Annotated in this window: 16 protein-coding genes, 2 tRNA genes, 2 rRNA genes and 1 CRISPR repeat array (1 of these 21 only partly in view); of the genes, 14 read left to right on the top strand and 6 right to left on the bottom strand. The window is 42.4% G+C overall.

Going from position 1 to position 25854, the window contains the following annotated elements:
* Window positions 1-47 precede the first annotated feature (47 nt).
* The 4 genes from dapD to GOM48_RS00710 all read left to right on the top strand — a co-directional run bounded on the left by dapD (window position 48) and on the right by GOM48_RS00710 (window position 3153).
* On the top strand, window positions 48-746 hold the full coding sequence (gene dapD / locus GOM48_RS00695; protein ID WP_235097756.1) for a 2,3,4,5-tetrahydropyridine-2,6-dicarboxylate N-acetyltransferase: 699 nt from the start codon (window positions 48-50) through the stop codon (window positions 744-746).
* 61 nt (window positions 747-807) lie between these two features.
* Window positions 808-1938: an N-acetyldiaminopimelate deacetylase gene (locus GOM48_RS00700; RefSeq protein ID WP_235097758.1), complete on the top strand. Its 1131-nt coding sequence runs from the start codon at window positions 808-810 to the stop codon at window positions 1936-1938.
* Between the two features lie 11 nt (window positions 1939-1949).
* Window positions 1950-2489, top strand: a complete 540-nt coding sequence (locus GOM48_RS00705; protein ID WP_235097760.1) for a 5-formyltetrahydrofolate cyclo-ligase — start codon at window positions 1950-1952, stop codon at window positions 2487-2489.
* The gene (locus GOM48_RS00710) at window positions 2473-3153 is read left to right on the top strand and encodes a rhomboid family intramembrane serine protease (protein ID WP_235097762.1); all 681 of its coding nucleotides are present in this window, start codon (window positions 2473-2475) and stop codon (window positions 3151-3153) included. Before GOM48_RS00705 ends, GOM48_RS00710 begins: the two co-directional genes overlap by 17 nt.
* 46 nt (window positions 3154-3199) lie before the next feature.
* A CRISPR array of direct repeats spans window positions 3200-5942; the repeat unit is 36 nt; unit sequence GTTTTGGAACCATTCGAAACAACACAGCTCTAAAAC.
* A gap of 90 nt (window positions 5943-6032) precedes the next feature.
* Here GOM48_RS00710 and csn2 read toward each other — a convergent pair.
* The 6 genes from csn2 to GOM48_RS00740 all read right to left on the bottom strand — a co-directional run bounded on the left by csn2 (window position 6033) and on the right by GOM48_RS00740 (window position 14345).
* Window positions 6033-6695 (bottom strand): type II-A CRISPR-associated protein Csn2, encoded by a 663-nt coding sequence (csn2, locus tag GOM48_RS00715; RefSeq protein WP_235097764.1) that lies wholly within the window; start codon window positions 6693-6695, stop codon window positions 6033-6035.
* Window positions 6685-7029, bottom strand: a complete 345-nt coding sequence (gene cas2 / locus GOM48_RS00720; RefSeq protein ID WP_061587800.1) for a CRISPR-associated endonuclease Cas2 — start codon at window positions 7027-7029, stop codon at window positions 6685-6687. Before cas2 ends, csn2 begins: the two co-directional genes overlap by 11 nt.
* Window positions 7026-7892 carry a type II CRISPR-associated endonuclease Cas1 gene (cas1, locus tag GOM48_RS00725; RefSeq protein WP_235097766.1) on the bottom strand — a complete coding sequence of 289 codons (867 nt, stop codon included), beginning with the start codon at window positions 7890-7892 and terminating at the stop codon, window positions 7026-7028. The genes cas2 and cas1 overlap by 4 nt, the downstream gene beginning before the upstream one ends.
* The gene (gene cas9, locus GOM48_RS00730; protein WP_235097768.1) at window positions 7892-12022 is read right to left on the bottom strand and encodes a type II CRISPR RNA-guided endonuclease Cas9; all 4131 of its coding nucleotides are present in this window, start codon (window positions 12020-12022) and stop codon (window positions 7892-7894) included. Before cas9 ends, cas1 begins: the two co-directional genes overlap by 1 nt.
* 385 nt (window positions 12023-12407) lie before the next feature.
* Complete coding sequence (gene galU / locus GOM48_RS00735) at window positions 12408-13307, bottom strand: UTP--glucose-1-phosphate uridylyltransferase GalU (protein WP_235097769.1); 900 nt, start codon at window positions 13305-13307, stop codon at window positions 12408-12410.
* A gap of 21 nt (window positions 13308-13328) precedes the next feature.
* Window positions 13329-14345, bottom strand: coding sequence for an NAD(P)H-dependent glycerol-3-phosphate dehydrogenase (locus GOM48_RS00740; protein ID WP_084973552.1), 1017 nt, complete (start codon window positions 14343-14345; stop codon window positions 13329-13331).
* 206 nt (window positions 14346-14551) lie between these two features.
* Here GOM48_RS00740 and GOM48_RS00745 point away from each other — a divergent pair, with 206 nt between their 5' ends.
* The 10 genes from GOM48_RS00745 to GOM48_RS00790 all read left to right on the top strand — a co-directional run.
* Window positions 14552-16258: an ABC transporter ATP-binding protein gene (locus tag GOM48_RS00745; RefSeq protein ID WP_235097771.1), complete on the top strand. Its 1707-nt coding sequence runs from the start codon at window positions 14552-14554 to the stop codon at window positions 16256-16258.
* 1 nt (window position 16259) lies between these two features.
* The gene (locus tag GOM48_RS00750) at window positions 16260-18026 is read left to right on the top strand and encodes an ABC transporter ATP-binding protein (protein WP_084925293.1); all 1767 of its coding nucleotides are present in this window, start codon (window positions 16260-16262) and stop codon (window positions 18024-18026) included.
* A gap of 135 nt (window positions 18027-18161) precedes the next feature.
* Window positions 18162-18851 (top strand): gamma-glutamyl-gamma-aminobutyrate hydrolase family protein, encoded by a 690-nt coding sequence (locus GOM48_RS00755; RefSeq protein ID WP_173259629.1) that lies wholly within the window; start codon window positions 18162-18164, stop codon window positions 18849-18851.
* A 168-nt stretch (window positions 18852-19019) separates the two neighbouring features.
* A complete protein-coding gene (locus GOM48_RS00760) occupies window positions 19020-20369 on the top strand; it encodes a glucose-6-phosphate isomerase (RefSeq protein ID WP_000018244.1) in 1350 nt (449 codons plus the stop codon).
* A 127-nt stretch (window positions 20370-20496) separates the two neighbouring features.
* On the top strand, window positions 20497-21957 hold the full coding sequence (gene gltX / locus GOM48_RS00765; RefSeq protein WP_235097773.1) for a glutamate--tRNA ligase: 1461 nt from the start codon (window positions 20497-20499) through the stop codon (window positions 21955-21957).
* A gap of 12 nt (window positions 21958-21969) precedes the next feature.
* Window positions 21970-22404 (top strand): cytidine deaminase family protein, encoded by a 435-nt coding sequence (locus GOM48_RS00770; protein WP_235097776.1) that lies wholly within the window; start codon window positions 21970-21972, stop codon window positions 22402-22404.
* Between the two features lie 117 nt (window positions 22405-22521).
* Window positions 22522-22593: transfer RNA gene (locus tag GOM48_RS00775), tRNA-Glu, on the top strand.
* A gap of 242 nt (window positions 22594-22835) precedes the next feature.
* Window positions 22836-24382, top strand: a 16S ribosomal RNA gene (locus tag GOM48_RS00780).
* Window positions 24383-24433: 51 nt separating this feature from the next.
* A tRNA-Ala gene (locus GOM48_RS00785) sits at window positions 24434-24506 on the top strand.
* Window positions 24507-24627: 121 nt separating this feature from the next.
* A 23S ribosomal RNA gene (locus tag GOM48_RS00790) occupies window positions 24628-25854 on the top strand; it runs 1676 nt beyond the window's last position.
* Together the 16S and 23S rRNA genes with 2 tRNA genes alongside form the textbook arrangement of a ribosomal RNA operon.

The raw sequence follows: 25854 nt of genomic DNA on the forward strand, positions 1-25854 counted from the left end.
CCTTTTTTGGTAGAATAGGTATCATTATAACGAACTAGGAGGCGCCTATGACTGCCACAAAAATGAATGCCCAAGAAATCATCCAATTTATCGCCAATGCGGAAAAGAAAACCAGTGTCAAAGTAACCTTTGAGGGGCAACTCGCATCTGCTGTGCCTAGCTCTGTTGTCAAACTAGGAAATGTCCTATTCGGAGACTGGAAGGATGTTGCTCCGCTTCTCGAAGGTTTAGTAGAAAATCAAGACTATGTTGTCGAGCAAGATGCTCGTAATTCTGCAGTTCCTTTGCTAGATAAACGTGCTATCAACGCTCGTATCGAGCCAGGTGCTATTATCCGTGACCAAGTTGAAATTGGTGACAATGCTGTTATCATGATGGGAGCTGTTATCAATATAGGTGCTGAAATCGGTGCAGGAACCATGATTGACATGGGTGCTATCCTTGGTGGCCGCGCTATCGTTGGGAAGAACAGCCACGTTGGTGCGGGTGCAGTTTTGGCAGGTGTGGTTGAACCAGCCAGTGCCGATCCAGTTCGTGTCGGAGACAATGTTCTTATCGGTGCCAATGCAGTGGTCATCGAAGGAGTCCAAATCGGCAGCGGTTCAGTCGTTGCGGCAGGAGCTATCGTTACCCAAGATGTCCCAGAAAATGTGGTGGTAGCAGGTGTTCCAGCTCGTATCATTAAAGAAATTGATGCCCAAACCCAACAAAAAACAGCGCTAGAGGATGCGCTTCGTACCTTGTAAAAGTAAAAAAGAGGCGGAACCCTTTTTCCAGCCTCTTTCTGCTATATTGGAGGATAGATAGATGTTAGATTTGATTCAGACTAGACGAGATTTGCACCAGATTCCAGAGATTGGCTTGGAGGAATTCAAGACTCAGGCTTATTTGTTGGATGTGATTAAAAAATTGACTACGGGCAAGGACTTTGTTCAAGTTCGTACTTGGCGGACAGGAATTTTGGTCTACCTGCAGGGAAGTCAGCCGGAGCGAATCATTGGTTGGCGAACAGACATTGACGGTCTGCCTATCGTCGAACAAACAGGACTGCCTTTCGCCTCTCAACACCAAGGTCGTATGCATGCTTGTGGCCATGATTTTCATATGACCATTGCCTTGGGCTGTCTAGAACGCGCCCTTGAGGAACAACCTAAGAATAATCTGCTCTTCCTATTTCAGCCTGCTGAAGAAAATGAAGCTGGTGGTATGCTCATGTATGAGGATGGTGCTTTTGGGGACTGGCTACCAGACCAATTTTATGGTCTCCATGTTCGTCCAGATTTGAAGGTCGGTCAGATTGCGACCAATACCCATACGCTCTTTGCAGGGACTTGTGAGGTGAAGATTCGTTTTAAAGGAAAAGGCGGGCACGCAGCCTTCCCGCATGAGGCCAATGATGCCTTGGTGGCTGCTAGTTACTTTGTGACCCAAGTGCAGTCAGTTGTTAGCCGCAATGTCAACCCAATCGAGGGAGCGGTGGTGACCTTTGGCCTTTTCCAAGCTGGAACAACCAACAATGTCATTACAGACACAGCATTTTTACACGGAACCATTCGCGCCTTGACTCAGGAAATGAGCCTCTTGGTACAAAAAAGAGTCAAGACAGTCGCAGAAGGGGTTGCAGCAGCCTTTGATATGAAAGTCGAAGTAGAACTCAAGCAAGGAGGCTACCTACCTGTGGAGAACCATCCTGCATTGGCGCGTGAACTGATGGACTTCTTTGAAGAAAAAGAGGGAATTGAGTTGATTGATATCGAGCCTGCTATGACAGGTGAAGACTTTGGTTATCTCCTTTCGAAGGTTGATGGCGTTATGTTCTGGCTGGGTATCGATAGTCCCTACGCCCTTCATCACCCTCAGATGAGCCCTAAGGAAGAGGCCTTAGCTATTGGGGTTGATGCGGTCTCTAGTTTCCTGAAAAAGAAGGCGGCAGAGTAGAGGTATTATCTATGAAAGCAGAACTACGCAAGAAAATTTTGCAAGAAATGAAGGCTCTATCTCAGGAACAAAAACAGGCTGTGGATCGAGCTTTAACGGATCGGCTTTTGCAACATCCTTTTTACCAAGAAGCCAAGACCATCGCAACCTATCTCTCTTTCCCTCATGAATTTCAAACGCAAGAATTGATCAAGCAGGCGCTGAAGGAGGGCAAAAAGGTTCTGATACCCAAAACCTATCCCAAGGGGCGCATGGAGTTTGTGGTCTATAATCCGCAGCAATTGGTAAAAACTTCCTTTGGTTTACTGGAACCGAAAGGAGACTTGGAAGTTGTGGATCCGTCTCAGATTGATTTAATTCATGTTCCGGGCTTGGCTTTTACAACAGAGGGCTATCGGATTGGATATGGTGGAGGTTATTATGACCGCTATCTGGAACATTTTACTGGTCATACTTTGAGTACGGTTTATCCTTGCCAAATTCAGGAGTTTAACTTGGAAGACCATGATATTCCCGTCCAGGAGGTGCTAATCTATGAAGGAAATCTTTGATAAACGCTACCCTGTGACTAGTTTTTTCCTCCTAGTGACAGCTTTGGTATTTCTCTTGATGCTGATTACTACGGGTATCAACTTTGATCAGGCAAAAACTCTTTTTCAGTTTGGAGCTATGTATGGACCGATCATTCGCTTGTTCCCTGAGCAGATTTGGCGTCTTTTTTCAGCTATCTTTGTACATATCGGTTGGGAGCATTTCATTGTCAATATGATTTCACTCTACTTTCTTGGACGACAAGTGGAGGAGATTTTCGGCTCTAAGCAATTTTTCCTTCTATATCTCTTATCAGGAATGATGGGCAATCTCTTTGTTTTTGCTTTCACACCGAAAGTCCTAGCAGCAGGTGCCTCCACTTCTCTCTATGGATTATTTGCTGCGATTATCGTTTTGCGCTATGCGACTCGCAGCCCCTATATCCAGCAGTTAGGGCAATCCTATCTGACGCTTTTCGTTATAAATATCATTGGAAGTGTTCTGATTCCAGGAATCAGCCTAGCAGGGCATATTGGTGGCGCAGTAGGCGGTGCTTTTCTAGCAGTCATCTTCCCAGTCAGATGGGAGAGAAGGATGTACAGTACCAGCCAGCGAATCGGAGCAACCGTACTTTTTATCGCACTAGCCGTTTTCCTATGCTATAAGGGAATGAGCTATGTGTAGGGGGGATAGTTAAAAAGCTACTCAAAAAATGAGTAGCTTTTTATGTAAATTTGAACTATTCGAAACAACACAGCTCTAAAACTTTACCCTCAATCTCTGGAATGATAAAAGTGTTTTGGAACCATTCGAAACAACACAGCTCTAAAACGGAAGCAATACGCTGAATTCTTACTGTCTAGTTTTGGAACCATTCGAAACAACACAGCTCTAAAACTTTCATGTCTGCCCGCTCCTCGTTCTTTATGTTTTGGAACCATTCGAAACAACACAGCTCTAAAACGTGATGAGAGTGCCCGTCAAGCGACAGCAGGTTTTGGAACCATTCGAAACAACACAGCTCTAAAACGCTGAGTTTGGAATGTCGTTTGCAAAGTCAGTTTTGGAACCATTCGAAACAACACAGCTCTAAAACTTGAAGGGCATCGTGATTACTCAGATAAGGGTTTTGGAACCATTCGAAACAACACAGCTCTAAAACCACTCGGCTTTATTTTTTCTCCTTTGGGTCGTTTTGGAACCATTCGAAACAACACAGCTCTAAAACAAGCGAATTTGGTTAATCCGATTATAGTGTGTTTTGGAACCATTCGAAACAACACAGCTCTAAAACAACGTAAGGCTATAGAAGCCTTACAAAACGGTTTTGGAACCATTCGAAACAACACAGCTCTAAAACAAAGTCGATGCTCCTTATCAACTAACTCGAGTTTTGGAACCATTCGAAACAACACAGCTCTAAAACTTTACGAGCTTTTGGATCTATGTATTGTTCGTTTTGGAACCATTCGAAACAACACAGCTCTAAAACATGTAGGTTAGTTCGACTGAATCCTTTCGGGTTTTGGAACCATTCGAAACAACACAGCTCTAAAACAATGAAAAGGGGTTATTAACAGATGAAGACGTTTTGGAACCATTCGAAACAACACAGCTCTAAAACCCACGCCAGGACAATCGAATACCCAGCCAAGTTTTGGAACCATTCGAAACAACACAGCTCTAAAACTGGACGTTAGCCCAAGATCCAGCAATTCGTGTTTTGGAACCATTCGAAACAACACAGCTCTAAAACCCACGTTAAACGCGAAAATAGGTACGAAATGTTTTGGAACCATTCGAAACAACACAGCTCTAAAACCCCAAACAGGCCTCTAGTCGTATTTTTAATGTTTTGGAACCATTCGAAACAACACAGCTCTAAAACGACCCTTGCGGGCTTGCATCCAAGCAACGCGTTTTGGAACCATTCGAAACAACACAGCTCTAAAACGATGAACCCAGCTACTTTATTGTAAGCATGGTTTTGGAACCATTCGAAACAACACAGCTCTAAAACGACTTGTTGGGTACGTAGCAACTTTTTGCAGTTTTGGAACCATTCGAAACAACACAGCTCTAAAACATGATGCTCCTTTCTATAATAAATAGGGCAGTTTTGGAACCATTCGAAACAACACAGCTCTAAAACTGCCCAACCTATTACCTCCTATTCGTCCGTGTTTTGGAACCATTCGAAACAACACAGCTCTAAAACAATTGAAAAAGACCCAGCCATGGAACGTCGGTTTTGGAACCATTCGAAACAACACAGCTCTAAAACCTCCTCGACTTTAGAAGTATAGAAAGTCAAGTTTTGGAACCATTCGAAACAACACAGCTCTAAAACTACTATCTAACAAATACAGTATAAAATAGTGTTTTGGAACCATTCGAAACAACACAGCTCTAAAACCGATTGTTCCAATAGTGATTGTGGTGTGATGTTTTGGAACCATTCGAAACAACACAGCTCTAAAACTACTATCTAACAAATACAGTATAAAATAGTGTTTTGGAACCATTCGAAACAACACAGCTCTAAAACCGATTGTTCCAATAGTGATTGTGGTGTGATGTTTTGGAACCATTCGAAACAACACAGCTCTAAAACCTAACGAAGAAGAGGATAATTTTAGCGCATGTTTTGGAACCATTCGAAACAACACAGCTCTAAAACTTAAGGTTTCAAAAGCAACTTTTGAACGTTGTTTTGGAACCATTCGAAACAACACAGCTCTAAAACAGGCCCGAAGAACTCGATAACCCGCTTGCGGTTTTGGAACCATTCGAAACAACACAGCTCTAAAACGACAACGCTGAAGCAGCCATCCAAGGACTGGTTTTGGAACCATTCGAAACAACACAGCTCTAAAACCTATTACAAGAAGGACGAAAATGATCCAGAGTTTTGGAACCATTCGAAACAACACAGCTCTAAAACAGGTAGCTAGAGAAATTGGCGTAACACGAGGTTTTGGAACCATTCGAAACAACACAGCTCTAAAACACAATCCTGTCCTTGTGTTCGCTTGAATGTGTTTTGGAACCATTCGAAACAACACAGCTCTAAAACGTTCGAATTGTTCTGCGTAGTTATAAACTGGTTTTGGAACCATTCGAAACAACACAGCTCTAAAACTAATAAATCTTCATTGATTGTCGGCTTCATTGTTTTGGAACCATTCGAAACAACACAGCTCTAAAACCTTAAAGTTACTAATACTAATGGAGGATAAGTTTTGGAACCATTCGAAACAACACAGCTCTAAAACCATGACATCACAGCAGTATCAGACGAGTTTGTTTTGGAACCATTCGAAACAACACAGCTCTAAAACTTGAGCGGTCGTTTGATTTTGAGGTGGAAAGTTTTGGAACCATTCGAAACAACACAGCTCTAAAACTGGTATCTAAGAACAAAGACGGGACAGGAAGTTTTGGAACCATTCGAAACAACACAGCTCTAAAACCTCGTAGAAAAATTTTTCTCACGAAATTTCGTAATCGCGCCATTTGTCCCAGCTGGACTTCAGCTCGTCAGGTTCCAATTGTTACTCTTATTATACCATATTTTCAGGGTTCAAGAAATAGTCTTGATCCAGCACATACTGCGGGAAATCATAGACTTTCCGAGGTTCGACAAATAAGACTCTTAGTTGATTGAGTTGGATATACTCAATTAGATTGACTAACTCATCCTTTGATAGATAGGCGGTCGCATTGATGAAAACAAGGAGTTTCTTTTTTGAAAGATATTTAAAAACTTGGACAATTTCTAGCATCTTTTCGAAAGGTGTATCACTCAGAGTTTCAACTTTGACCCCTAGAGCATCGATCAACTCTAGAATGGTGATTTCGTCGTACTCTAGGTCCAATTCGTTTTCCAAACACTCAAATGCCAGCAATTCTGTAATCGTAGCAACCAGCTTTTCAATCATGGATTTGACTTTGGGCTTGTCATTAAGCTGATTTTCAAGATCGGCATGTATCAGTTTAAGCATAGCAGGTGAGTTTAGATTGTATCCTAAGACATCCGTTATCACTAGTAATTCAGATTCTTTCAGAGCTTTTAGATTTCTATTAAACAACTTTAATTCTCCATCATCAGTGTACTGGTAGAACCGCTTGACGATAGTTGAAAAGGTAAGCTGGTCTTCCAATACTAAAAAGGTTGCATTTTCAATAGCCAATGGTTCATCCAATAATGGGAAATTAATCTTCATCTCCAGGCTCCTCTCCTAGAAAAACTAAACGTGCGTCGGAGTTTGCTACGCTGGTATTTCGCTCACCATTTAAGTAAATCATGCGAGAAAATTGCTTTTCTGTAACGGTTAAGAGAGTAATGTTTCCTTTTTTTGGATTATGAGTTTTGAGTCGCTCAATCATGGCATTATTAGCAGAGTTATTGAGCAAAAGCTTGCTATAGATGGAGAATTGGTGCATGATAAATCCCTCATCTATGAGGAACTTCCGAAATTTCCGATAGGCCTTGCGTTCCTCTACAGTATCAACCGGCATATCAAACATTAAAATCATACGCATATATCGATAACTCATATCCTAAACTCAGGAACTCCTTTCTCGGGTTGATTGAGAGCTTGAATGACTTTTTTAGTATAGTCACTGACGATATTGGACAGGTACATATCTTTGCCATTGTAGTGGAAGGTATCTGAGAAAATAGTGAAAAGTTCTCGCTTGATTTTGACAAAAGAACTGCTTCTATTTTCATAGACGATTCTGTCAATAATCGGACGAAAAGGCTCCATAATATCGCTAGCTAGGTTGAATTGATTAAACTGATTAGCATGTTTCAAGCCAAACTGAGTCATACAGCCAGATAGCACAATCTCACGCGCAAACATACTCAAAATCAAGGTATAGCCGTAGTCCAAGGCGGCGTTGACATCACTATCTTGCTCACGGCTAAAATCATTTCCAAACAAGGTGTTGAAATAAATGCGAGCTGCGTGCCCCTCGCGGTTACTAGGATCAAATAAATCCAAACCATGATAGAGATCGATGACGGACTGAGATTTTTCCAGAAAACCACAACTCCCCAGATAAAAAGCCTGATTGAGAATTTTTTGTGCAATAATAGTCGTCCAAACTTGAGCTTTAGCCTCCTCATTCCATGTGATTTGACGAGAGAGTTGCAAACTGGAATCATGTCGACCGTAGTAGGGCATTAAGTATGCAGTTGGCAGGCGTTTATCATCACAAAAGATGACCAGAATATTTTCATCCACCAAGCGTTTTATCAGCATAGTGGAGAGAACAACATCCGTCGTCTCCAAAAGAAGGATGTCCACCTCGGACAGGTGAATCAACTCTGTCCGAGAGGCATCTTTAAAAATTAAGTGATTGTTCTTGTAGGAAAGTTTAGAGTGTGTATTGACAACAACGGTTCTCCATCCCATTAGTCTTCTCCTAGTTTGCTTAAATCAATCCGAGTCTCGTAGAGACCAGTGATGGACTGGTGGATGAGGGTAGTATCTAAAAATTGTGAATTTGGCTTATATCTTACACTTGATTGACTAATTTCAACACCAAGGAATTTAAAGGCTCCAGGAGCTCCAAATGATGTAAGTTTCAAGAGCGAGATAAAGGATTCGCTTAACTGATAAATATCTTTATCGGCTTGCTCAAACGCTTGTTGTAATAATGATTCAACATTTGATTTTTGGATGTATTTTTTAGATAAAGAAATGATTGTTGTTAGTAATTCTTCAAATTCATTTTGATGTGCTTCCACATACTGTTTATGAATTGGTTCACTAATTTTATTAATTCGCTGTGCGTGGTAAAGCAAAGCGGTGAAATGGTAAGGTAAAATCAATTCGTTACCTTTTTGCAACTCAATAGAGCTTGCTAATAATCTTCGTTGTCCACCATTGAACTCAAAGAGACTATACTTAGGTAGTTTTATAATAAGATTAGGATTGATATTTTTATATCCACATTTTTCAAGGTGGGCGATTGGATTTGCTTCAAATTTCTTTTTATCTTGAATGGTTATTCCAACCATCTCTTTGATTCGCTTTAATTTTTTGGTCTTTCCTTTTTCAATATCTGCTATAACAAGAACTGAATAAGCGATTGTAGGTCTTGCATAGCCACCATATTTTTCAGGTGATAAACCAGATTTGATAGGGATTAGTTTACTTGCGTCAACTACTTTTTCCTTGGACACAATATTGTTATCAAACAGACCACCATTTTGTCCAACGGTTTGTTCTTCTGCCTTCTTCACAATATTCACCTGTGGATAGGAAAGTACTTTTTTGATGGTTGCGAAATCTCTTTCTTTATTCCAAGCGATTTCTCCATTATCTTTGGAGTATTCGATAGTTTCTCTTTTTACGATAGTTCCGTCTGCGTAATGCACCTCTTCTTTAAAAAAGTTCAACAAGTTTGAGTAGAAGAAATACTTTTCAGTTGCTTTTTCGATTTCTTTAGGGTCTTTGGATCTTGAGATGTATCTCTTAAGATCGTACTTTTGATAGTTCCCATAGACGAATTCAGGCTCTAGTTTAGGATATTTCTTAAGGATAGCCTTAGCAACCACTGCATTTAAATAGGCATCATGCGCGTGGTGGTAGTCATTGATTTCCCGCACCTTGTATAACCTAAATTCTTTACGGAAGTTGGAAACTAGATTGGATTTCAAAGTGATGATTTTGACGGTACGAATCTTCTGGTTTTTCTCATTCACTTCTGTATTGAAGCGGGCATCCAAAATCTGTGCAACATGTTTTGTGATTTGACGCGTTTCAACCAACTGACGCTTGATAAAGCCAACTTTATCACGTTCATCTAGTCCACCACGTTCAGCTTTGGTTAAATTATTAAATTTACGTTCTGAAATCAACTTAGAATCCAACAATTGTTGCCAAAAAGCTTTTCTTTTTTGAACAACCTCCAGACTAGGAACATTATCAGATTTACCACGATTTTCCTTTGATTTGGTTAAGACGCGGTTATCGAGAGAATCGTCCTTTATAAAGGCCTGAGGGATGATGTGGTCAATGTCATAGCTACTTAATTGATTGATGTCAAGAGCTTCCCCTGTGTACATATCTTTTCCATTTTGGAGATAGTAAAGGAAGAGGCGGTCGTTTTGAAGTTGATTATTATCTGTTGGCTTTTCTTTTAATATATTTGAATCAAGCCCAGATGCTAATATTTTCAGTGAATCTTCAATGCGTTTATATCTTTGTTGGGAATTCTTTTTCCCTCTGGCAGTAGTTTGATTTTCTCGAGCCATTTCAATCACAATGGATTCAGGAGCATGCCCCATAACCTTAACAAGTTCATCAACGATCTTGATACTTTGTAAAATTCCCTTTTTAATGGCAGGGCTTCCTGGAAGTTCTTGAACAACTTGCTTCAAATCATCTGTTTTGCCAACGACTTGTGCCTTTTGGATAATTTCCTTGAAAGAAAGTCTGTCATCATTGATTAACTGCATAAAGTTACGATTGTTGTAATCGTCATTGATCAGATAATCAAGAATCGTTTTGCCAGTTTGTTTATCGCAGATGCCGTTAATTAGCTTAGCAGAGAGTTTTCCCCAACCAGTATAATGTCGACGAGTCAGTGCCTTGATTACTTTTTCATCAAAGAGAGAATTATATTGAGCAAGGCGTTGCTTAATCATCTCGCGGTCTTCAAAGATAGTTAGAGTATGGACAATATTTTCAAGAATCTCTTCATTTTTAGGGTCATCCATAAACTCTTTATCCTTGATGATTTTGAGTAAATCATGATAAGTAGAGAGACTTGCGTTAAATTGCTTCTCCATTCCTTTTAGTTCGATTCCATCGTAGCCATCAACAGTGTGTAGATAATGGATGATGTCTTTTTCAGTTACTTTTCTTTTCTCTTTGAATAATTGATTGACAATTTGTTTTTTCTGTACACTATCAAGGAATTGATAGTCTCTCAATCCTTCTGCAATAAATTTTACTTTTGTTAATTCATTGTAGACAGCAAATGTTTCATACAACAGACTATGCTTAGGCAAAACTTTTTCCTCTGGGAGATACAAGTCATAGTTAGTCATTTTATTGATGAAGGATTCCGCAGAGCTTGCTTTATCAACAATTTCTTCGAAATTCCAAGGTCGGATTGCTTGGTCAGAATTTCGAGTCAGCCAAGCAAAATCACGATTGCCACGAGCTAATGGGCCGACGTAGTAAGGGATACGGAAGGTTAAGATTTTTTCAATCTTTTCTTTGTTTTCCTTCAGAAATGGATAATGTTCCTCTTGTCGACGGAGAATGGCATTCATTTCTTGAAGATGAATTTGATGAGGAATAGAACCATTATCAAAGGTACGTTGTTTTCTCAAGAAATCTTCACGTTCAATTTTATCAAGGAAATAGTCAGCTCCTTCGAATTTAGAGAGAAGATTTTTGATATATTTGTAAAAGGCTTCTTGTGTGGTCTTGCCCTCGATATATCCAGCATACCCATCTTTAGATTGGTCAGAAAAAACTTCAGCATATTTTTCTTGAAGATTGTTTTTGATGAATTGTTTTAAAGTTGCCAAGTCTTTTTGATGATTTTCATAGCGCTCAATCATAGATGCTGACAGTGGTGCCTTAGTAGATAGATCTGTGACAGTTAAGATTCCTGATAGAAGAATGGCATCATAGAGTTTTTTGGCAACTAGGAAAAGGTCTGCAAAGTCATCTCCAATTTGTCCAAGTAAGTTTTCCAAATCCTCATCATAGGTGTCTTTAGAAAATTGTAATGGTGCCTTTTCTTCTAAGTTAAAATGTTTTTTAAAATCAGCTTGATTTCCTACGATTAGTTTGAGAAATTCTGAAAAGAGACCAGTGGACTTTTCATCTGGAAAGAGTTCTAGAACGCGTTCTCTCTTTGCAGATTTACTAATTTTATCAGTAAAAATTGCTTCAACTTGTACACTTTGCTCACTAAGTGAACTTCCTTCAAAGGTGTTGTCGTAAATGCTTGTAAACTCGTTAAAGATTTTTTGGGTATCATTGTTTTTAATATCGAAAGCTTCTTCATATAAAAAATGCCCACGGTATTTAATCATATGAGCTAATGCTAGATAAATCAAGCGCAAGTCAGCTTTCTCTTTTGAGTCTGCCAGATGTTTTCTCAAATGATAGATAGTTGGAAATTGCTTATGGTATTCTTTTTCTTCTGCCAAGGTAGCAAAAATAGGATATTTACTTCCTCTCTTATCCTCAGGAATTAAAAAGGAGTCATCCAATCGATGAAAGAAACTACTATCCACCTTGCTCATTTCCTCAGCAAAGATTTCTTGAAGATAGCGAAGACGATTTTTCCGACGGGTATAGCGACGACGTGCTGTTCGTTTAAGGCGTCTAGCCTCAGCAGTAGTCCCCTCATCAAACAATAGAGCCCCGATGAGATTTTTCTTGATAAAGTGTTTATCGGTATTGCCCAAAACTTTCATCTTTTTGGATGGGACTTTATAGTCATCTGTAATGACGGCCCATCCGACGCTGTTAGTTCCGATATCAAGTCCGATAGAGTAAGGTTTTTTAGTCATCTATTGCTCTCCGTTTTATTGTGATCTAAGAGTCGTATCAGCAAGTGCTAATATATTAACTTTAGCTAAATTATATATCTTTTTACTATTAAAAGCAACAAATTATAAAACGTTTTCAATATAATTTTTTATAGTTGTAAAAATAAAATGTCATTCTATTTTATATAGATGTTCTCTTGCTATTTTTAAAAGAATGGTATATAATTTAGATGTTGGAACCATTCGAAACAACACAGCAAAGTTAAAATAAGGCTTTTGTCCGTACACAACTTGAAAAAGTGCGCACCGATTCGGTGCTTTTTATTATGTGACTAATAGTCAGATAAACAAAAGAAGAACTAGGATAGTCAACCACCCTAGTTCTTCTTTGTATATAAGGTATTTTTTATTTCCCCTCAGATAACTCTTTTCCAAGTTGGATGAGGTAGTCTTTCAAATCATCTTTGACTTGAGGGTGTCTCAGAGCGTAGTCGATGGATGTTTTCATAAAGCCAAACTTGTCTCCGACATCGTAACGAGCTCCCTTGAACTCACGAGCAAATACACGTTGTGTTTTATTGAGGGTGTCAATCGCATCCGTCAACTGGATTTCATTTCCAGCACCTGGAGCTTGGTTTTCCAGAATTTGGAAAATCTCAGGTGTGAGGAGGTAGCGTCCGATGATAGCGAGATCGCTAGGAGCGTCCTCTGGGGCTGGTTTTTCAACGAAGGTTTCAACGCTGTAAAGACCATCTTTTCCTTCGCCTTGTGGATCAATAACTCCATAGGCAGATACTTCATCGTGAGGGACAGGCATGACAGCGATAGTAGACGCGTGGGTACGTTCATAGTCATCCATGAGTTGTTTGGTGAGCGGAACAGCCTTTTCATTAGTGATATCCATCAAGTCATCCCCAAGCATCACGACAAAAGGTTCATTTCCGACGAAAGCTTTGGCTTGCAAAACAGCATCTCCGAGACCACGTGGATGAGTTTGGCGGATAAAATGCAGACGCATGCCAGTTGTTTCATCAACTAGCTTCAAAAGATCTGTTTTCCCTTTTTCTTTGAGGTTGTATTCCAATTCGAAGTTTGAGTCGAAGTGGTCCTCAATGGAACGTTTTGACTTACCTGTAACAACCAAGATATCTTCGATTCCAGATTTGAGAGCTTCTTCAACGATAAATTGGATGGTAGGTTTGTCTACGATTGGTAACATTTCCTTGGCCAAGGCCTTAGTTGCAGGGAGGAAACGAGTTCCCAATCCAGCGGCAGGGATGACTGCTTTTCTGACTTTTTGTTTCATAATGTTCCTTTCTATAAGGGTCTAAGACCATTCGTTTTCTGCTTTAAATTCGTTGTTCATGATGTCAGTGATTGCTTCTTTGATATTGACACCTTCGTAGATGACTCGGTAAATGGCTTGTGTGATTGGCATGTAGACACCCAATTCCTGAGCTAATTCGTAAGCTGCTCGAGTCGTTGAAATGCCTTCGATGACCATGCCCATGTTGGCTTCGATGTCTGCGAGAGATTCTCCACGACCGAGAGCGTCACCTGCCCTCCAGTTACGAGAGTGGACAGATGTCCCCGTTACGATCAAATCACCAACTCCAGAAAGACCGCTATAAGTCAGAGGATTAGCTCCAAGAGCGACCCCTAGACGGGTGATTTCTGCCAAGCCACGTGCGATGATGGCCGCCTTGGCATTGTCGCCAAACCCTAGACCATGTAATGCACCCGCCCCAACTGCGATGATGTTTTTGAGAGCACCAGCGGTTTCAACCCCGATAACATCCGTATTAGTATAGAGGCGGAAGTAGTGATTGCTAAAGAGATTTTGGACGTACTGGGCAGTTTCAAGGTCTTTAGAGGCTGCAGTGATCAAGGTAATATCCCGCACAATAGTTTCCTCAGCGTGGCTAGGACCTGAAACAACGACAATGTCACTACGAAGGTCAGCTGGGATTTCCTCTTCAAGAATAGTTGATAGACGTTTGTGGCTATCTGGTTCCAAGCCTTTGGAGGCATGCATGATGACAACTTTGTGATCAAGTACCTTTGCTACTTGTTGGGCAACCAGTCTCGTTACTTTTGTTGGGACAACAAATAAAACAGCGTCTACATTTTTCAATGTTTCTCCTAAGTCATGGTATGCCTTGATGTTTTCGTCGAGTAGGATGTCTTTAAAGTAGCGTTTGTTTGTATGTTGGCTATTGATTTCATCGATCTGGTCGGGAATATTTCCCCAAATGCGAACCTCGTGTCCATTGTCGTTTAGGACCTGCGAAAGGGCAGTACCCCAAGAACCAGGACCCAAGACAGCGATGGTTTGTTTCTTCATCTTCTCCTCCTTTTAAGAGTTCTTCTTTTCATTTTACCATAAAAAGCCTTTTCATGCATTACTTGCGAGTGAAAGCGCACTAATTTGTAATAAGAAAACGCCTTTGACAAGATTCCTCTTTTTTGCTAGAATAGCATCAACATGAAAGAATGAGAGGAGCTGGCGAATTTCGTCACTCCCTTTTGTCTATCTGATTAGGAGGAAGTATGCTAATTGAAAAAATTAAAGCCTATAAATGGCAAGCCTTGGCATCCTTTGTGATGACAGGCTTGATGGTTGCGAGCTCGCTCTTGCAACCTCGCTATTTGCAGGAGGTTTTAGATGCTCTACTGGCTGGCCAACATGAGGCTATTTATAGTATTGGGGCATGGTTGATAGGAGTAGCCCTCGTGGGTCTGGTTGCAGGTGGTGTCAATGTTATTCTTGCAGCCTATATCGCTCAGGGAGTATCTTCGGATCTTCGGGAAGATGCTTTTCGTAAGATCCAAACCTTTTCTTATGCCAACATTGAGCGGTTTAATGCTGGGAATCTGGTTGTCCGCATGACCAATGATATCAACCAAATTCAGAACATGGTGATGATGGTTTTCCAAATCCTTTTCCGTCTTCCTTTGCTTTTTATTGGTTCCTTTATCTTAGCGGTTCACACCCTGCCTTCACTTTGGTGGGTAATTGTCCTTATGGTAGTGCTGATTTTTGCGCTTACAGGTATCATGATGGGGATGATGGGGCCGCGCTTCGCCAAGTTTCAAACTCTTCTTGAACGAATTAATGCCATCGCCAAGGAAAATCTACGTGGTGTGCGCGTTGTCAAATCCTTTGTGCAGGAAAAAGAGCAATTTGACAAGTTTACTGAGGTCTCAGATGAGCTTCTGGGACAAAATATTTATATTGGCTATGCCTTTTCAGTAGTGGAACCTTTTATGATGCTCATTGGGTACGGAGCGGTTTTCCTCTCCATCTGGTTGGTTGCGGGAATGGCTCAGTCGGATCCGTCAGTCGTTGGTTCTATTGCTTCCTTTGTTAACTATCTCAGTCAGATTATCTTTACAATCGTCATGGTTGGATTTTTAGGGAATTCTGTCAGTCGGGCTATGATTTCGATGATGCGTATCCGTGAGGTTCTAGATACCGAGCCAGCGATGACTTTTAAGGATCTTCCAGATGAGGATCTAGAAGGAAGTCTCTCTTTTGAAAATGTGACCTTCACTTATCCTACCGATGAAGAGCCCATGCTTAAGAATGTAAGCTTTGAAGTTGCACCAGGTCAGATGGTCGGTGTGGTTGGGGCGACTGGAGCAGGTAAGTCCACCCTTGCCCAGTTAATCCCACGACTTTTTGATCCACAGGAGGGTTCTATCAAGATTGGTGGCAAGGACATTCGAGACGTCAGCGAGGGAACCTTGCGTAAAACAGTTTCCATTGTCTTGCAACGTGCTATTCTCTTTAGTGGGACCATTGCAGATAATCTTCGTCAAGGAAAAGGCAATGCCAGCGTGTCAGAAATGGAACGTGCGGCGCGGATTGCCCAAGCCAGTGAATTTATCGGACGCATGGAAAACAAATTTGAGAGTCAGGTTGAAGAACGGGGCACCAACTTTTCTGGTGGACAAAAACAACGGATGTCGATTGCTCGAGGGATTGTCAGCAATCCCCGTATCCTGATTTTTGACGATTCGACTTCAGCCTTGGATGCCAAGTCAGAGAGACTCGTTCAGGAGGCTTTGAATAAAGACCTGAAAGGGACAACAACGATTATCATCGCTCAAAAAATCAGTTCAGTCGTCCATGCGGACAAGATTTTGGTCTTGGACCAAGGACGCTTGATTGGAGAAGGACGGCATGCAGACTTGGTAGCTAACAATGCCATCTACCGCGAAATCTACGAAACACAGAAGGGAAGGGAGGAATAAAATGAAAACCGTTCGATTTTTCTGGAATTATTTTAAAGTTTACAAGCTCTCCTTTGCCATTGTGATTCTGATGGTTGCAGTTGCGACGATTGCCCAAGCCCTCTTTCCTGTTTTTTCAGGTCAAGCAGTGACGGAGCTCGCTAATCTGGTTCTAGCTTATCAAAATGGGACTTCCGAACTAGCCTGGCAAAGTTTGTCAGCTCTGATGCTGAATCTAGCCCTGGTTGTGCTGGTTTTGGTAGTGTCCAGTTTGATTTATATGGCCTTGATGACTCGTGTGATTGCCGAGTCGACAAATGAGATGCGTAAGGGCCTCTTTGGCAAACTTTCACGTTTGACGGTTTCTTTCTTTGACCGCCACCAGGATGGTGACATCCTCTCTCGCTTCACTAGTGACTTAGACAATATCCTTCAAGCCTTCAATGAAAGTCTAGTTCAGGTTATGAGCAATATTGCTCTTTACATCGGTTTAATTTTTGTCATGTTTTCAAGAAATGTGACACTAGCCCTGATAACAGTAGCCAGCACCCCAGTGGCCTTTCTCATGTTGGTCTTCATTGTGAAAATGGCCCGCAAGTACACCAATCTCCAGCAAAAAGAGGTTGGGAAACTCAACGCCTATATGGATGAAAGTATTTCAGGGCAGAAAGCTGTTATTGTACAAGGAATTCAAAACGACATCGTAGCAGGCTTTGTGGAGCGAAATGAACGCGTGCGCAAGGCAACCTTTAAAGGAAGAATGTTCTCAGGCATCCTCTTTCCAGTTATGAATGGGATGAGTTTGGTCAATACGGCCATCGTTATTTTTGCAGGTTCTGCGGTCTTGCTGAACGATCCAAGTATCGAAACAACGACAGCCCTAGGTTTGATTGTCATGTTTACCCAATTTTCTCAGCAGTACTACCAGCCGATTATCCAGGTGGCTGCGAGTTGGGGGAGCCTCCAGTTGGCCTTTACTGGAGCGGATCGTATCCAAGAAATGTTCGATGCAGAAGAAGAGATTCGCCCGCAAAATGCACCAGCCTTTACGGAATTACGAGAAGGTGTTGAAATCAGTCACATTGATTTCTCTTATGTGCCAGATAAGCCGATTTTAAAAGATGTTAGCATTTCAGCTCCTAAGGGGCAGATGATAGCAGTTGTCGGTCCGACTGGTTCGGGGAAAACAACCATCATGAACCTCATTAATCGTTTCTACGATGTGGATGCAGGCAGCATTTGCTTTGATGGAAAAGACATCCGTGACTACGACTTGGACAGTCTGCGGAGCAAGGTCGGGATTGTCCTGCAGGATTCGGTCTTGTTTAGTGGAACGATTCGGGACAATATCCGCTTCGGTGTGCCAGATGCCAGTCAGGAAATGGTCGAAGCAGCTGCCAAGGCAACTCATATTCATGACTACATCGAAAGCTTGCCTGATAAGTATGATACCCTTATTGATGATGAGCAAAATATCTTCTCAACTGGGCAGAAACAATTGATTTCCATCGCTCGAACCTTGATGACAGATCCTCAAGTCCTAATCTTAGATGAAGCGACTTCCAATGTCGATACTGTAACAGAAAGCAAGATTCAGCATGCCATGGAGGCAGTAGTAGCAGGTCGAACCAGCTTTGTCATTGCCCATCGTCTCAAGACCATCCTCAATGCCGATCAGATTATTGTCCTCAAAGATGGAGAGGTCATTGAACGTGGAAATCATCACGAGTTGCTCAAACTCGGTGGCTTCTACTCAGAACTGTATCACAATCAATTTGTCTTCGAATAAAAAAGTTGTCCTCGTGGGCAGCTTTTTCTTGTCCATAAAAAATACTTATCACGGTCTTTAAAAAAACATATTAGACAGGAAAGGGTTGGAGTGATAAGATAAGACTGTCGCAAGAAAATCGAAAGGAGACACATCATGGCTAGAACGGTTGTAGGAGTTGCTGCAAACCTATGTCCTGTAGATGCAGAAGGGAAAAACATCCACTCATCTGTATCCTGTAAATTTGCAGAGAGCATTCGTCAAGTCGGCGGTCTCCCTTTAGTGATTCCTGTAGGGGATGAGTCCATTGTGCGCGATTATGTGGAAATGATTGACAAACTCATCTTGACAGGTGGGCAAAATGTCCATCCTCAGTTTTATGGAGAGAAAAAGACTATTGAGAGCGATGATTACAACCTTGTACGCGATGAGTTTGAACTAGCCCTCTTGAAAGAAGCGCTCCGTCAGAATAAACCAATTATGGCAATCTGTCGCGGGGTTCAGCTTGTCAATGTTGCTTTTGGCGGCACTCTTCACCAAGAAATTGAAGGTCACTGGCAAGGTTTGCCTTTTGGAACATCTCATTCTATTGAGACGGTAGAAGGAAGCGTGGTGGCTAAGTTGTTCGGAAAAGAAAGTCAGGTCAATTCAGTCCATCGTCAAAGTATTAAAGATCTGGCGCCTAATTTCCGTGTGACAGCGGTGGATCCTCGAGACCAGACTATCGAAGCGATTGAGTCTATCGACGAGCACCGGATTATCGGTTTGCAGTGGCATCCAGAGTTTCTGGTCAATGAAGAAGACGGCAATTTAGAACTATTTGAGTATTTATTAAATGAATTATAACGGTTAGAGACTCTAGCCGTTTTTATTCGTCCTTTCAGATTTTTTGTATTTTAGCATTTTTACGCAAACGTTTGAATTCTGATAAAAATTGGGCAAATTCAATAAAAAAGCTTGAAAAAATCGAAGGTAAGCGTTATGATAGAAAAGAAGAAATATTGGAGGATTATCATGTCACATATTAAATTTGATTATTCAAAAGTTTTAGACAAATTTGTTGCCCCACATGAAGTGGAATACATGCAAGCACAAGTAACAGCTGCAGACGAATTGATCCGTAAAGGAACTGGTGCTGGTAGCGACTTTTTGGGTTGGTTGGACCTTCCTGAAAATTATGACCGCGAAGAATTCGACCGCATCTTGAAAGCTGCTGAGCAAATCAAGTCAGATAGCGATGTCCTGGTTGTAATCGGTATCGGTGGATCTTACCTTGGTGCCAAAGCAGCTATCGACTTCTTGAACCACCACTTTGCGAACTTGCAAACAAAAGAAGAACGCAAAGCTCCGCAAATCCTTTACGCTGGAAACTCAATCTCATCTACTTACCTTGCTGACTTGGTAGAGTACGTAGCTGACAAAGACTTCTCAGTAAACGTGATTTCTAAATCAGGTACAACAACAGAACCAGCGATCGCTTTCCGTGTATTCAAAGAACTCTTGGTTAAGAAATACGGTCAAGAAGAAGCTAACAAACGTATCTATGCTACAACTGACCGCCAAAAAGGTGCTGTTAAGGTTGAAGCAGATGCCAACGGTTGGGAAACATTTGTGGTTCCAGATGACATCGGTGGACGTTTCTCAGTATTGACAGCAGTTGGCTTGCTTCCAATCGCAGCATCAGGTGCAGACATCAAAGCTCTTATGGAAGGTGCGAACGCAGCTCGTAAAGACTATACTTCAGACAAGATTGCTGAAAACGAAGCATACCAATACGCAGCAGTTCGTAACATCCTTTACCGTAAAGGCTACGCTACTGAAATCTTGGTAAACTACGAGCCATCACTTCAATACTTCTCAGAATGGTGGAAACAATTGGCTGGTGAATCAGAAGGGAAAGACCAAAAAGGAATCTACCCAACTTCAGCTAACTTCTCAACTGACTTGCACTCACTTGGTCAATTTATCCAAGAAGGAACTCGTATCATGTTTGAAACAGTTGTCCGTGTTGACAAACCACGTAAGAACGTGATTATCCCTACTTTGGAAGAAGACCTTGATGGACTTGGTTACCTTCAAGGAAAAGACGTTGACTTTGTAAACAAAAAAGCTACTGATGGTGTTCTTCTTGCCCACACTGACGGTGATGTGCCAAACATGTACGTGACTCTTCCTGAGCAAGATGCCTTCACTCTTGGTTACACTATCTACTTCTTCGAATTGGCTATTGCCCTTTCAGGTTACTTGAATGCCATCAACCCATTTGACCAACCAGGTGTTGAAGCCTACAAACGTAACATGTTTGCCCTTCTTGGAAAACCAGGATTTGAAGAATTGAGCAAAGAGCTTAACGCACGTCTATAATAGAAGAAAAGAGTGGCTTGTCCACTCTTTTTACTCTCTTTATTCGTAGACATTGGACTCAGGCGAGACTTGTGATATAATATAGAAAGCAAAAAGGCAGACGCCTAGAGACTTTATAGGAGAAACTATGTCAAAAGATATCCGCGTACGCTACGCACCAAGTCCAACAGGACTACTACACATCGGAAATGCCCGTACAGCATTATTCAACTACCTTTACGCACGCCATCATGGTGGAACTTTTATCATCCGTATCGAAGATACTGACCGTAAACGCCATGTTGAGGATGGAGAACGTTCACAGCTTGAAAATCTTCGCTGGTTGGGAATTGACTGGGATGAAAGTCCAGAAACTCATGAAAATTACCGCCAATCAGAGCGTTTGGAACTCTATCAAAAATACATCGACCAATTGCTAGCTGAAGGAAAAGCCTACAAATCTTACGTCACAGAAGAAGAGTTGGCAGCTGAACGCGAACGCCAAGAAGCAGCAGGTGAAACACCACGTTACATCAATGAATACCTTGGTATGAGCGAAGAAGAAAAAGCAACTTACATCGCAGAACGTGAAGCAGCCGGTATCATCCCAACTGTTCGTTTGGCTGTTAATGAATCTGGTATCTACAAATGGCATGATATGGTCAAAGGTGATATCGAGTTTGAAGGTGGCAATATCGGCGGTGACTGGGTGATTCAAAAGAAAGACGGTTACCCAACTTACAACTTTGCTGTTGTTATTGATGATCACGATATGCAGATTTCTCATGTTATCCGCGGTGATGACCACATTGCCAACACACCCAAACAGCTTATGGTTTATGAAGCTCTTGGGTGGGAAGCTCCAGAGTTCGGTCACATGACTTTGATCATCAACTCTGAAACGGGTAAAAAATTGTCTAAACGCGATACCAATACCCTTCAATTTATCGAAGATTACCGTAAGAAAGGCTATCTTCCAGAAGCTGTCTTTAACTTTATCGCTCTTCTTGGTTGGAATCCAGGTGGCGAAGATGAAATTTTCTCTCGTGAAGAACTCATTAAACTTTTCGATGAAAACCGCCTCAGCAAGTCTCCAGCAGCCTTCGACCAGAAAAAACTTGACTGGATGAGCAACGACTACATCAAGAGAGCTGATCTAGCTACTATCTTTGAAATGGCCAAACCTTACTTAGAAGAAGCAGGACGTTTGACTGACAAATCTGAAAAAATTGTAGAACTCTACAAGCCACAAATGAAATCAGTAGACGAGATTGTTCCACTGACAGATCTTTTCTTCTCAGATTTCCCAGAGTTGACAGACGCTGAGCGCGAGGTCATGGCAGGAGAAACCGTTCCGGTTGTTCTAGAAGCCTTCAAAGCGAAACTAGAAGCGATGACAGATGAAGAATTTGTGACGGAGAATATCTTCCCGCAAATTAAAGCAGTTCAAAAGGAAACAGGTATCAAGGGTAAAAATCTCTTCATGCCGATTCGTATTGCTGTATCAGGGGAAATGCATGGTCCAGAATTGTCAGACACCATTTTCTTGCTCGGACGTGAAAAGTCAATCCAGCATATCGAAAACATGCTGAAAGAAATTTCTAAATAAAAAGGACTTCCGATGGATAAATGGGAAAAGATGTATGAAGAAGCACGAACACTATACAATCCCCATGAAGTTTCTGACTTTGTTTATGCTAACCATGTCGTTGCCGCGGTAGAAGCGGAAGATGGTCAGATATTCACAGGATTTTGTATGGAGGGCACTTGTGGCGTTTTTCATCTCTGTGCAGAACGAGCAGCTCTCTTCAATATGTATCAATTTTCAGGACAAACTAAAGTTAAGAAAATCCTCGCCTTTCGAGATAAACCTCCCTACGGCGAAGGATCAGGTATGCCCTGTGGCGCCTGCAGAGAATTTCTCTTAGAATTGAATGCTGAAAATAAAGAAGCAGAGTTCATGATGGACTACAAAACGAGAAAAACAATCAAAGTTGCCGAATTGATCCCTTACTGGTGGGGAGAGGAACGTGCGACTAATTGGCAAACAAAATAGAGAGAGTCAGTTAAACTGGCTCTTTTCTATTATCATAGAAAAATTTGTATAGGAGATTAAAAAAGTCCTTGACAAAGAGGAAAAAGTAGGTATAATAGAAAGAGTTGAAAAACTCAAGGTCCGTTGGTCAAGGGGTTAAGACACCGCCTTTTCACGGCGGTAACACGGGTTCGAATCCCGTACGGACTATGGTATGTTGCGGATGGAACACTTGATGAAAAAAGTTCAAAAAAGTTTCAAAAAAGTGTTGACATAGGTCGACAGCTGTGATATACTAATATAGTTGTCGCTTGAGAGAGATTGAGTGACAAAGACCTTTGAAAACTGAACAAGACGAACCAATGTGCAGGGCGCTACAACTGACGTTGTAGTACTGAACAATGAAAAAACAATAAATCTGTCAGTGACAGAAATGAGTGAGAACTCAAACTTTTAATGAGAGTTTGATCCTGGCTCAGGACGAACGCTGGCGGCGTGCCTAATACATGCAAGTAGAACGCTGAAGGAGGAGCTTGCTTCTCTGGATGAGTTGCGAACGGGTGAGTAACGCGTAGGTAACCTGCCTGGTAGCGGGGGATAACTATTGGAAACGATAGCTAATACCGCATAATAGCAGTTATTGCATGATAACTGTTTGAAAGGTGCAATTGCATCACTACCAGATGGACCTGCGTTGTATTAGCTAGTTGGTGGGGTAACGGCTCACCAAGGCGACGATACATAGCCGACCTGAGAGGGTGATCGGCCACACTGGGACTGAGACACGGCCCAGACTCCTACGGGAGGCAGCAGTAGGGAATCTTCGGCAATGGACGGAAGTCTGACCGAGCAACGCCGCGTGAGTGAAGAAGGTTTTCGGATCGTAAAGCTCTGTTGTAAGAGAAGAACGAGTGTGAGAGTGGAAAGTTCACACTGTGACGGTATCTTACCAGAAAGGGACGGCTAACTACGTGCCAGCAGCCGCGGTAATACGTAGGTCCCGAGCGTTGTCCGGATTTATTGGGCGTAAAGCGAGCGCAGGCGGTTAGATAAGTCTGAAGTTAAAGGCTGTGGCTTAACCATAGTACGCTTTGGAAACTGTTTAACTTGAGTGCAAGAGGGGAGAGTGGAATTCCATGTGTAGCGGTGAAATGCGTAGATATATGGAGGAACACCGGTGGCGAAAGCGGCTCTCTGGCTTGTAACTGACGCTGAGGCTCGAAAGCGTGGGGAGCAAACAGGATTAGATACCCTGGTAGTCCACGCCGTAAACGATGAGTGCTAGGTGTTAGACCCTTTCCGGGGTTTAGTGCCGCAGCTAACGCATTAAGCACTCCGCCTGGGGAGTACGACCGCAAGGTTGAAACTCAAAGGAATTGACGGGGGCCCGCACAAGCGGTGGAGCATGTGGTTTAATTCGAAGCAACGCGAAGAACCTTACCAGGTCTTGACATCCCTCTGACCGCTCTAGAGATAGAGTTTTCCTTCGGGACAGAGGTGACAGGTGGTGCATGGTTGTCGTCAGCTCGTGTCGTGAGATGTTGGGTTAAGTCCCGCAACGAGCGCAACCCCTATTGTTAGTTGCCATCATTTAGTTGGGCACTCTAGCGAGACTGCCGGTAATAAACCGGAGGAAGGTGGGGATGACGTCAAATCATCATGCCCCTTATGACCTGGGCTACACACGTGCTACAATGGCTGGTACAACGAGTCGCAAGTCGGTGACGGCAAGCTAATCTCTTAAAGCCAGTCTCAGTTCGGATTGTAGGCTGCAACTCGCCTACATGAAGTCGGAATCGCTAGTAATCGCGGATCAGCACGCCGCGGTGAATACGTTCCCGGGCCTTGTACACACCGCCCGTCACACCACGAGAGTTTGTAACACCCGAAGTCGGTGAGGTAACCTTTTAGGAGCCAGCCGCCTAAGGTGGGATAGATGATTGGGGTGAAGTCGTAACAAGGTAGCCGTATCGGAAGGTGCGGCTGGATCACCTCCTTTCTAAGGATAAGGAACTGCGCATTGGTCTTGTTTAGTCTTGAGAGGTCTTGTGGGGCCTTAGCTCAGCTGGGAGAGCGCCTGCTTTGCACGCAGGAGGTCAGCGGTTCGATCCCGCTAGGCTCCATTGGTGAGAGATCACCAAGTAATGCACATTGAAAATTGAATATCTATATCAAATAGTAACAAGAAAATAAACCGAAACGCTGTAGTATTAAAAGAGTTTATGACTGAAAGGTCAAAAATAAGGTTAAGTTAATAAGGGCGCACGGTGGATGCCTTGGCACTAGGAGCCGAAGAAGGACGTGACAAACGACGATATGCCTTGGGTAGCTGTAAGTGAGCGATGATCCAGGGATTTCCGAATGGGGGAACCCAACAGGTACTACCTGTTACCCATATCTGTTAAGGATATGAGGAGGAAGACGCAGTGAACTGAAACATCTAAGTAGCTGCAGGAAGAGAAAGCAAAAGCGATTGCCTTAGTAGCGGCGAGCGAAACGGCAGGAGGGCAAACCGAAGAGTTTACTCTTCGGGGTTGTAGGACTGCAATGTGGACTCAAAGATTATAGAAGAATGATTTGGGAAGATCAGCCAAAGAGAGTAATAGCCTCGTATTTAAAATAGTCTTTGTACCTAGCAGTATCCTGAGTACGGCGGGACACGAGAAATCCCGTCGGAATCTGGGAGGACCATCTCCCAACCCTAAATACTCCCTAGTGACCGATAGTGAACCAGTACCGTGAGGGAAAGGTGAAAAGCACCCCGGGAGGGGAGTGAAATAGAACCTGAAACCGTGTGCCTACAACAAGTTCGAGCCCGTTAATGGGTGAGAGCGTGCCTTTTGTAGAATGAACCGGCGAGTTACGATATGATGCGAGGTTAAGTTGAAGAGACGGAGCCGCAGGGAAACCGAGTCTGAATAGGGCGCATTAGTATCATGTCGTAGACCCGAAACCATGTGACCTACCCATGAGCAGGTTGAAGGTGCGGTAAGACGCACTGGAGGACCGAACCAGGGCACGTTGAAAAGTGCTTGGATGACTTGTGGGTAGCGGAGAAATTCCAAACGAACTTGGAGATAGCTGGTTCTCTCCGAAATAGCTTTAGGGCTAGCGTCGACATTAGAGATTCTTGGAGGTAGAGCACTGTTTGGGTGAGGGGTCCATCCCGGATTACCAATCTCAGATAAACTCCGAATGCCAAAGAATTATGGTCGGCAGTCAGACTGCGAGTGCTAAGATCCGTAGTCGAAAGGGAAACAGCCCAGACCACCAGCTAAGGTCCCAAAATAATTGTTAAGTGGAAAAGGATGTGGGGTTGCACAGACAACTAGGATGTTAGCTTAGAAGCAGCTATTCATTCAAAGAGTGCGTAATAGCTCACTAGTCGAGTGACCCTGCGCCGAAAATGTACCGGGGCTAAAACAATTTACCGAAGCTGTGGATACCTTTATAGGTATGGTAGGAGAGCGT

Origin of the sequence: Streptococcus oralis, from assembly GCF_021497885.1 — a bacterium.
In the GTDB taxonomy this organism is placed as follows: Bacteria; Bacillota; Bacilli; order Lactobacillales; family Streptococcaceae; genus Streptococcus; species Streptococcus oralis_BQ.

Coding starts and splice junctions, on each gene's coding strand:
- dapD (WP_235097756.1), top strand. CDS start 48: ATGACTGCCACAAAAATGAATGCCCAAGAAATCATCCAATTTATCGCC.
- GOM48_RS00700 (WP_235097758.1), top strand. CDS start 808: ATGTTAGATTTGATTCAGACTAGACGAGATTTGCACCAGATTCCAGAG.
- GOM48_RS00705 (WP_235097760.1), top strand. CDS start 1,950: ATGAAAGCAGAACTACGCAAGAAAATTTTGCAAGAAATGAAGGCTCTA.
- GOM48_RS00710 (WP_235097762.1), top strand. CDS start 2,473: ATGAAGGAAATCTTTGATAAACGCTACCCTGTGACTAGTTTTTTCCTC.
- csn2 (WP_235097764.1), bottom strand. CDS start 6,695: ATGAAGATTAATTTCCCATTATTGGATGAACCATTGGCTATTGAAAAT.
- cas2 (WP_061587800.1), bottom strand. CDS start 7,029: ATGAGTTATCGATATATGCGTATGATTTTAATGTTTGATATGCCGGTT.
- cas1 (WP_235097766.1), bottom strand. CDS start 7,892: ATGGGATGGAGAACCGTTGTTGTCAATACACACTCTAAACTTTCCTAC.
- cas9 (WP_235097768.1), bottom strand. CDS start 12,022: ATGACTAAAAAACCTTACTCTATCGGACTTGATATCGGAACTAACAGC.
- galU (WP_235097769.1), bottom strand. CDS start 13,307: ATGAAACAAAAAGTCAGAAAAGCAGTCATCCCTGCCGCTGGATTGGGA.
- GOM48_RS00740 (WP_084973552.1), bottom strand. CDS start 14,345: ATGAAGAAACAAACCATCGCTGTCTTGGGTCCTGGTTCTTGGGGTACT.
- GOM48_RS00745 (WP_235097771.1), top strand. CDS start 14,552: ATGCTAATTGAAAAAATTAAAGCCTATAAATGGCAAGCCTTGGCATCC.
- GOM48_RS00750 (WP_084925293.1), top strand. CDS start 16,260: ATGAAAACCGTTCGATTTTTCTGGAATTATTTTAAAGTTTACAAGCTC.
- GOM48_RS00755 (WP_173259629.1), top strand. CDS start 18,162: ATGGCTAGAACGGTTGTAGGAGTTGCTGCAAACCTATGTCCTGTAGAT.
- GOM48_RS00760 (WP_000018244.1), top strand. CDS start 19,020: ATGTCACATATTAAATTTGATTATTCAAAAGTTTTAGACAAATTTGTT.
- gltX (WP_235097773.1), top strand. CDS start 20,497: ATGTCAAAAGATATCCGCGTACGCTACGCACCAAGTCCAACAGGACTA.
- GOM48_RS00770 (WP_235097776.1), top strand. CDS start 21,970: ATGGATAAATGGGAAAAGATGTATGAAGAAGCACGAACACTATACAAT.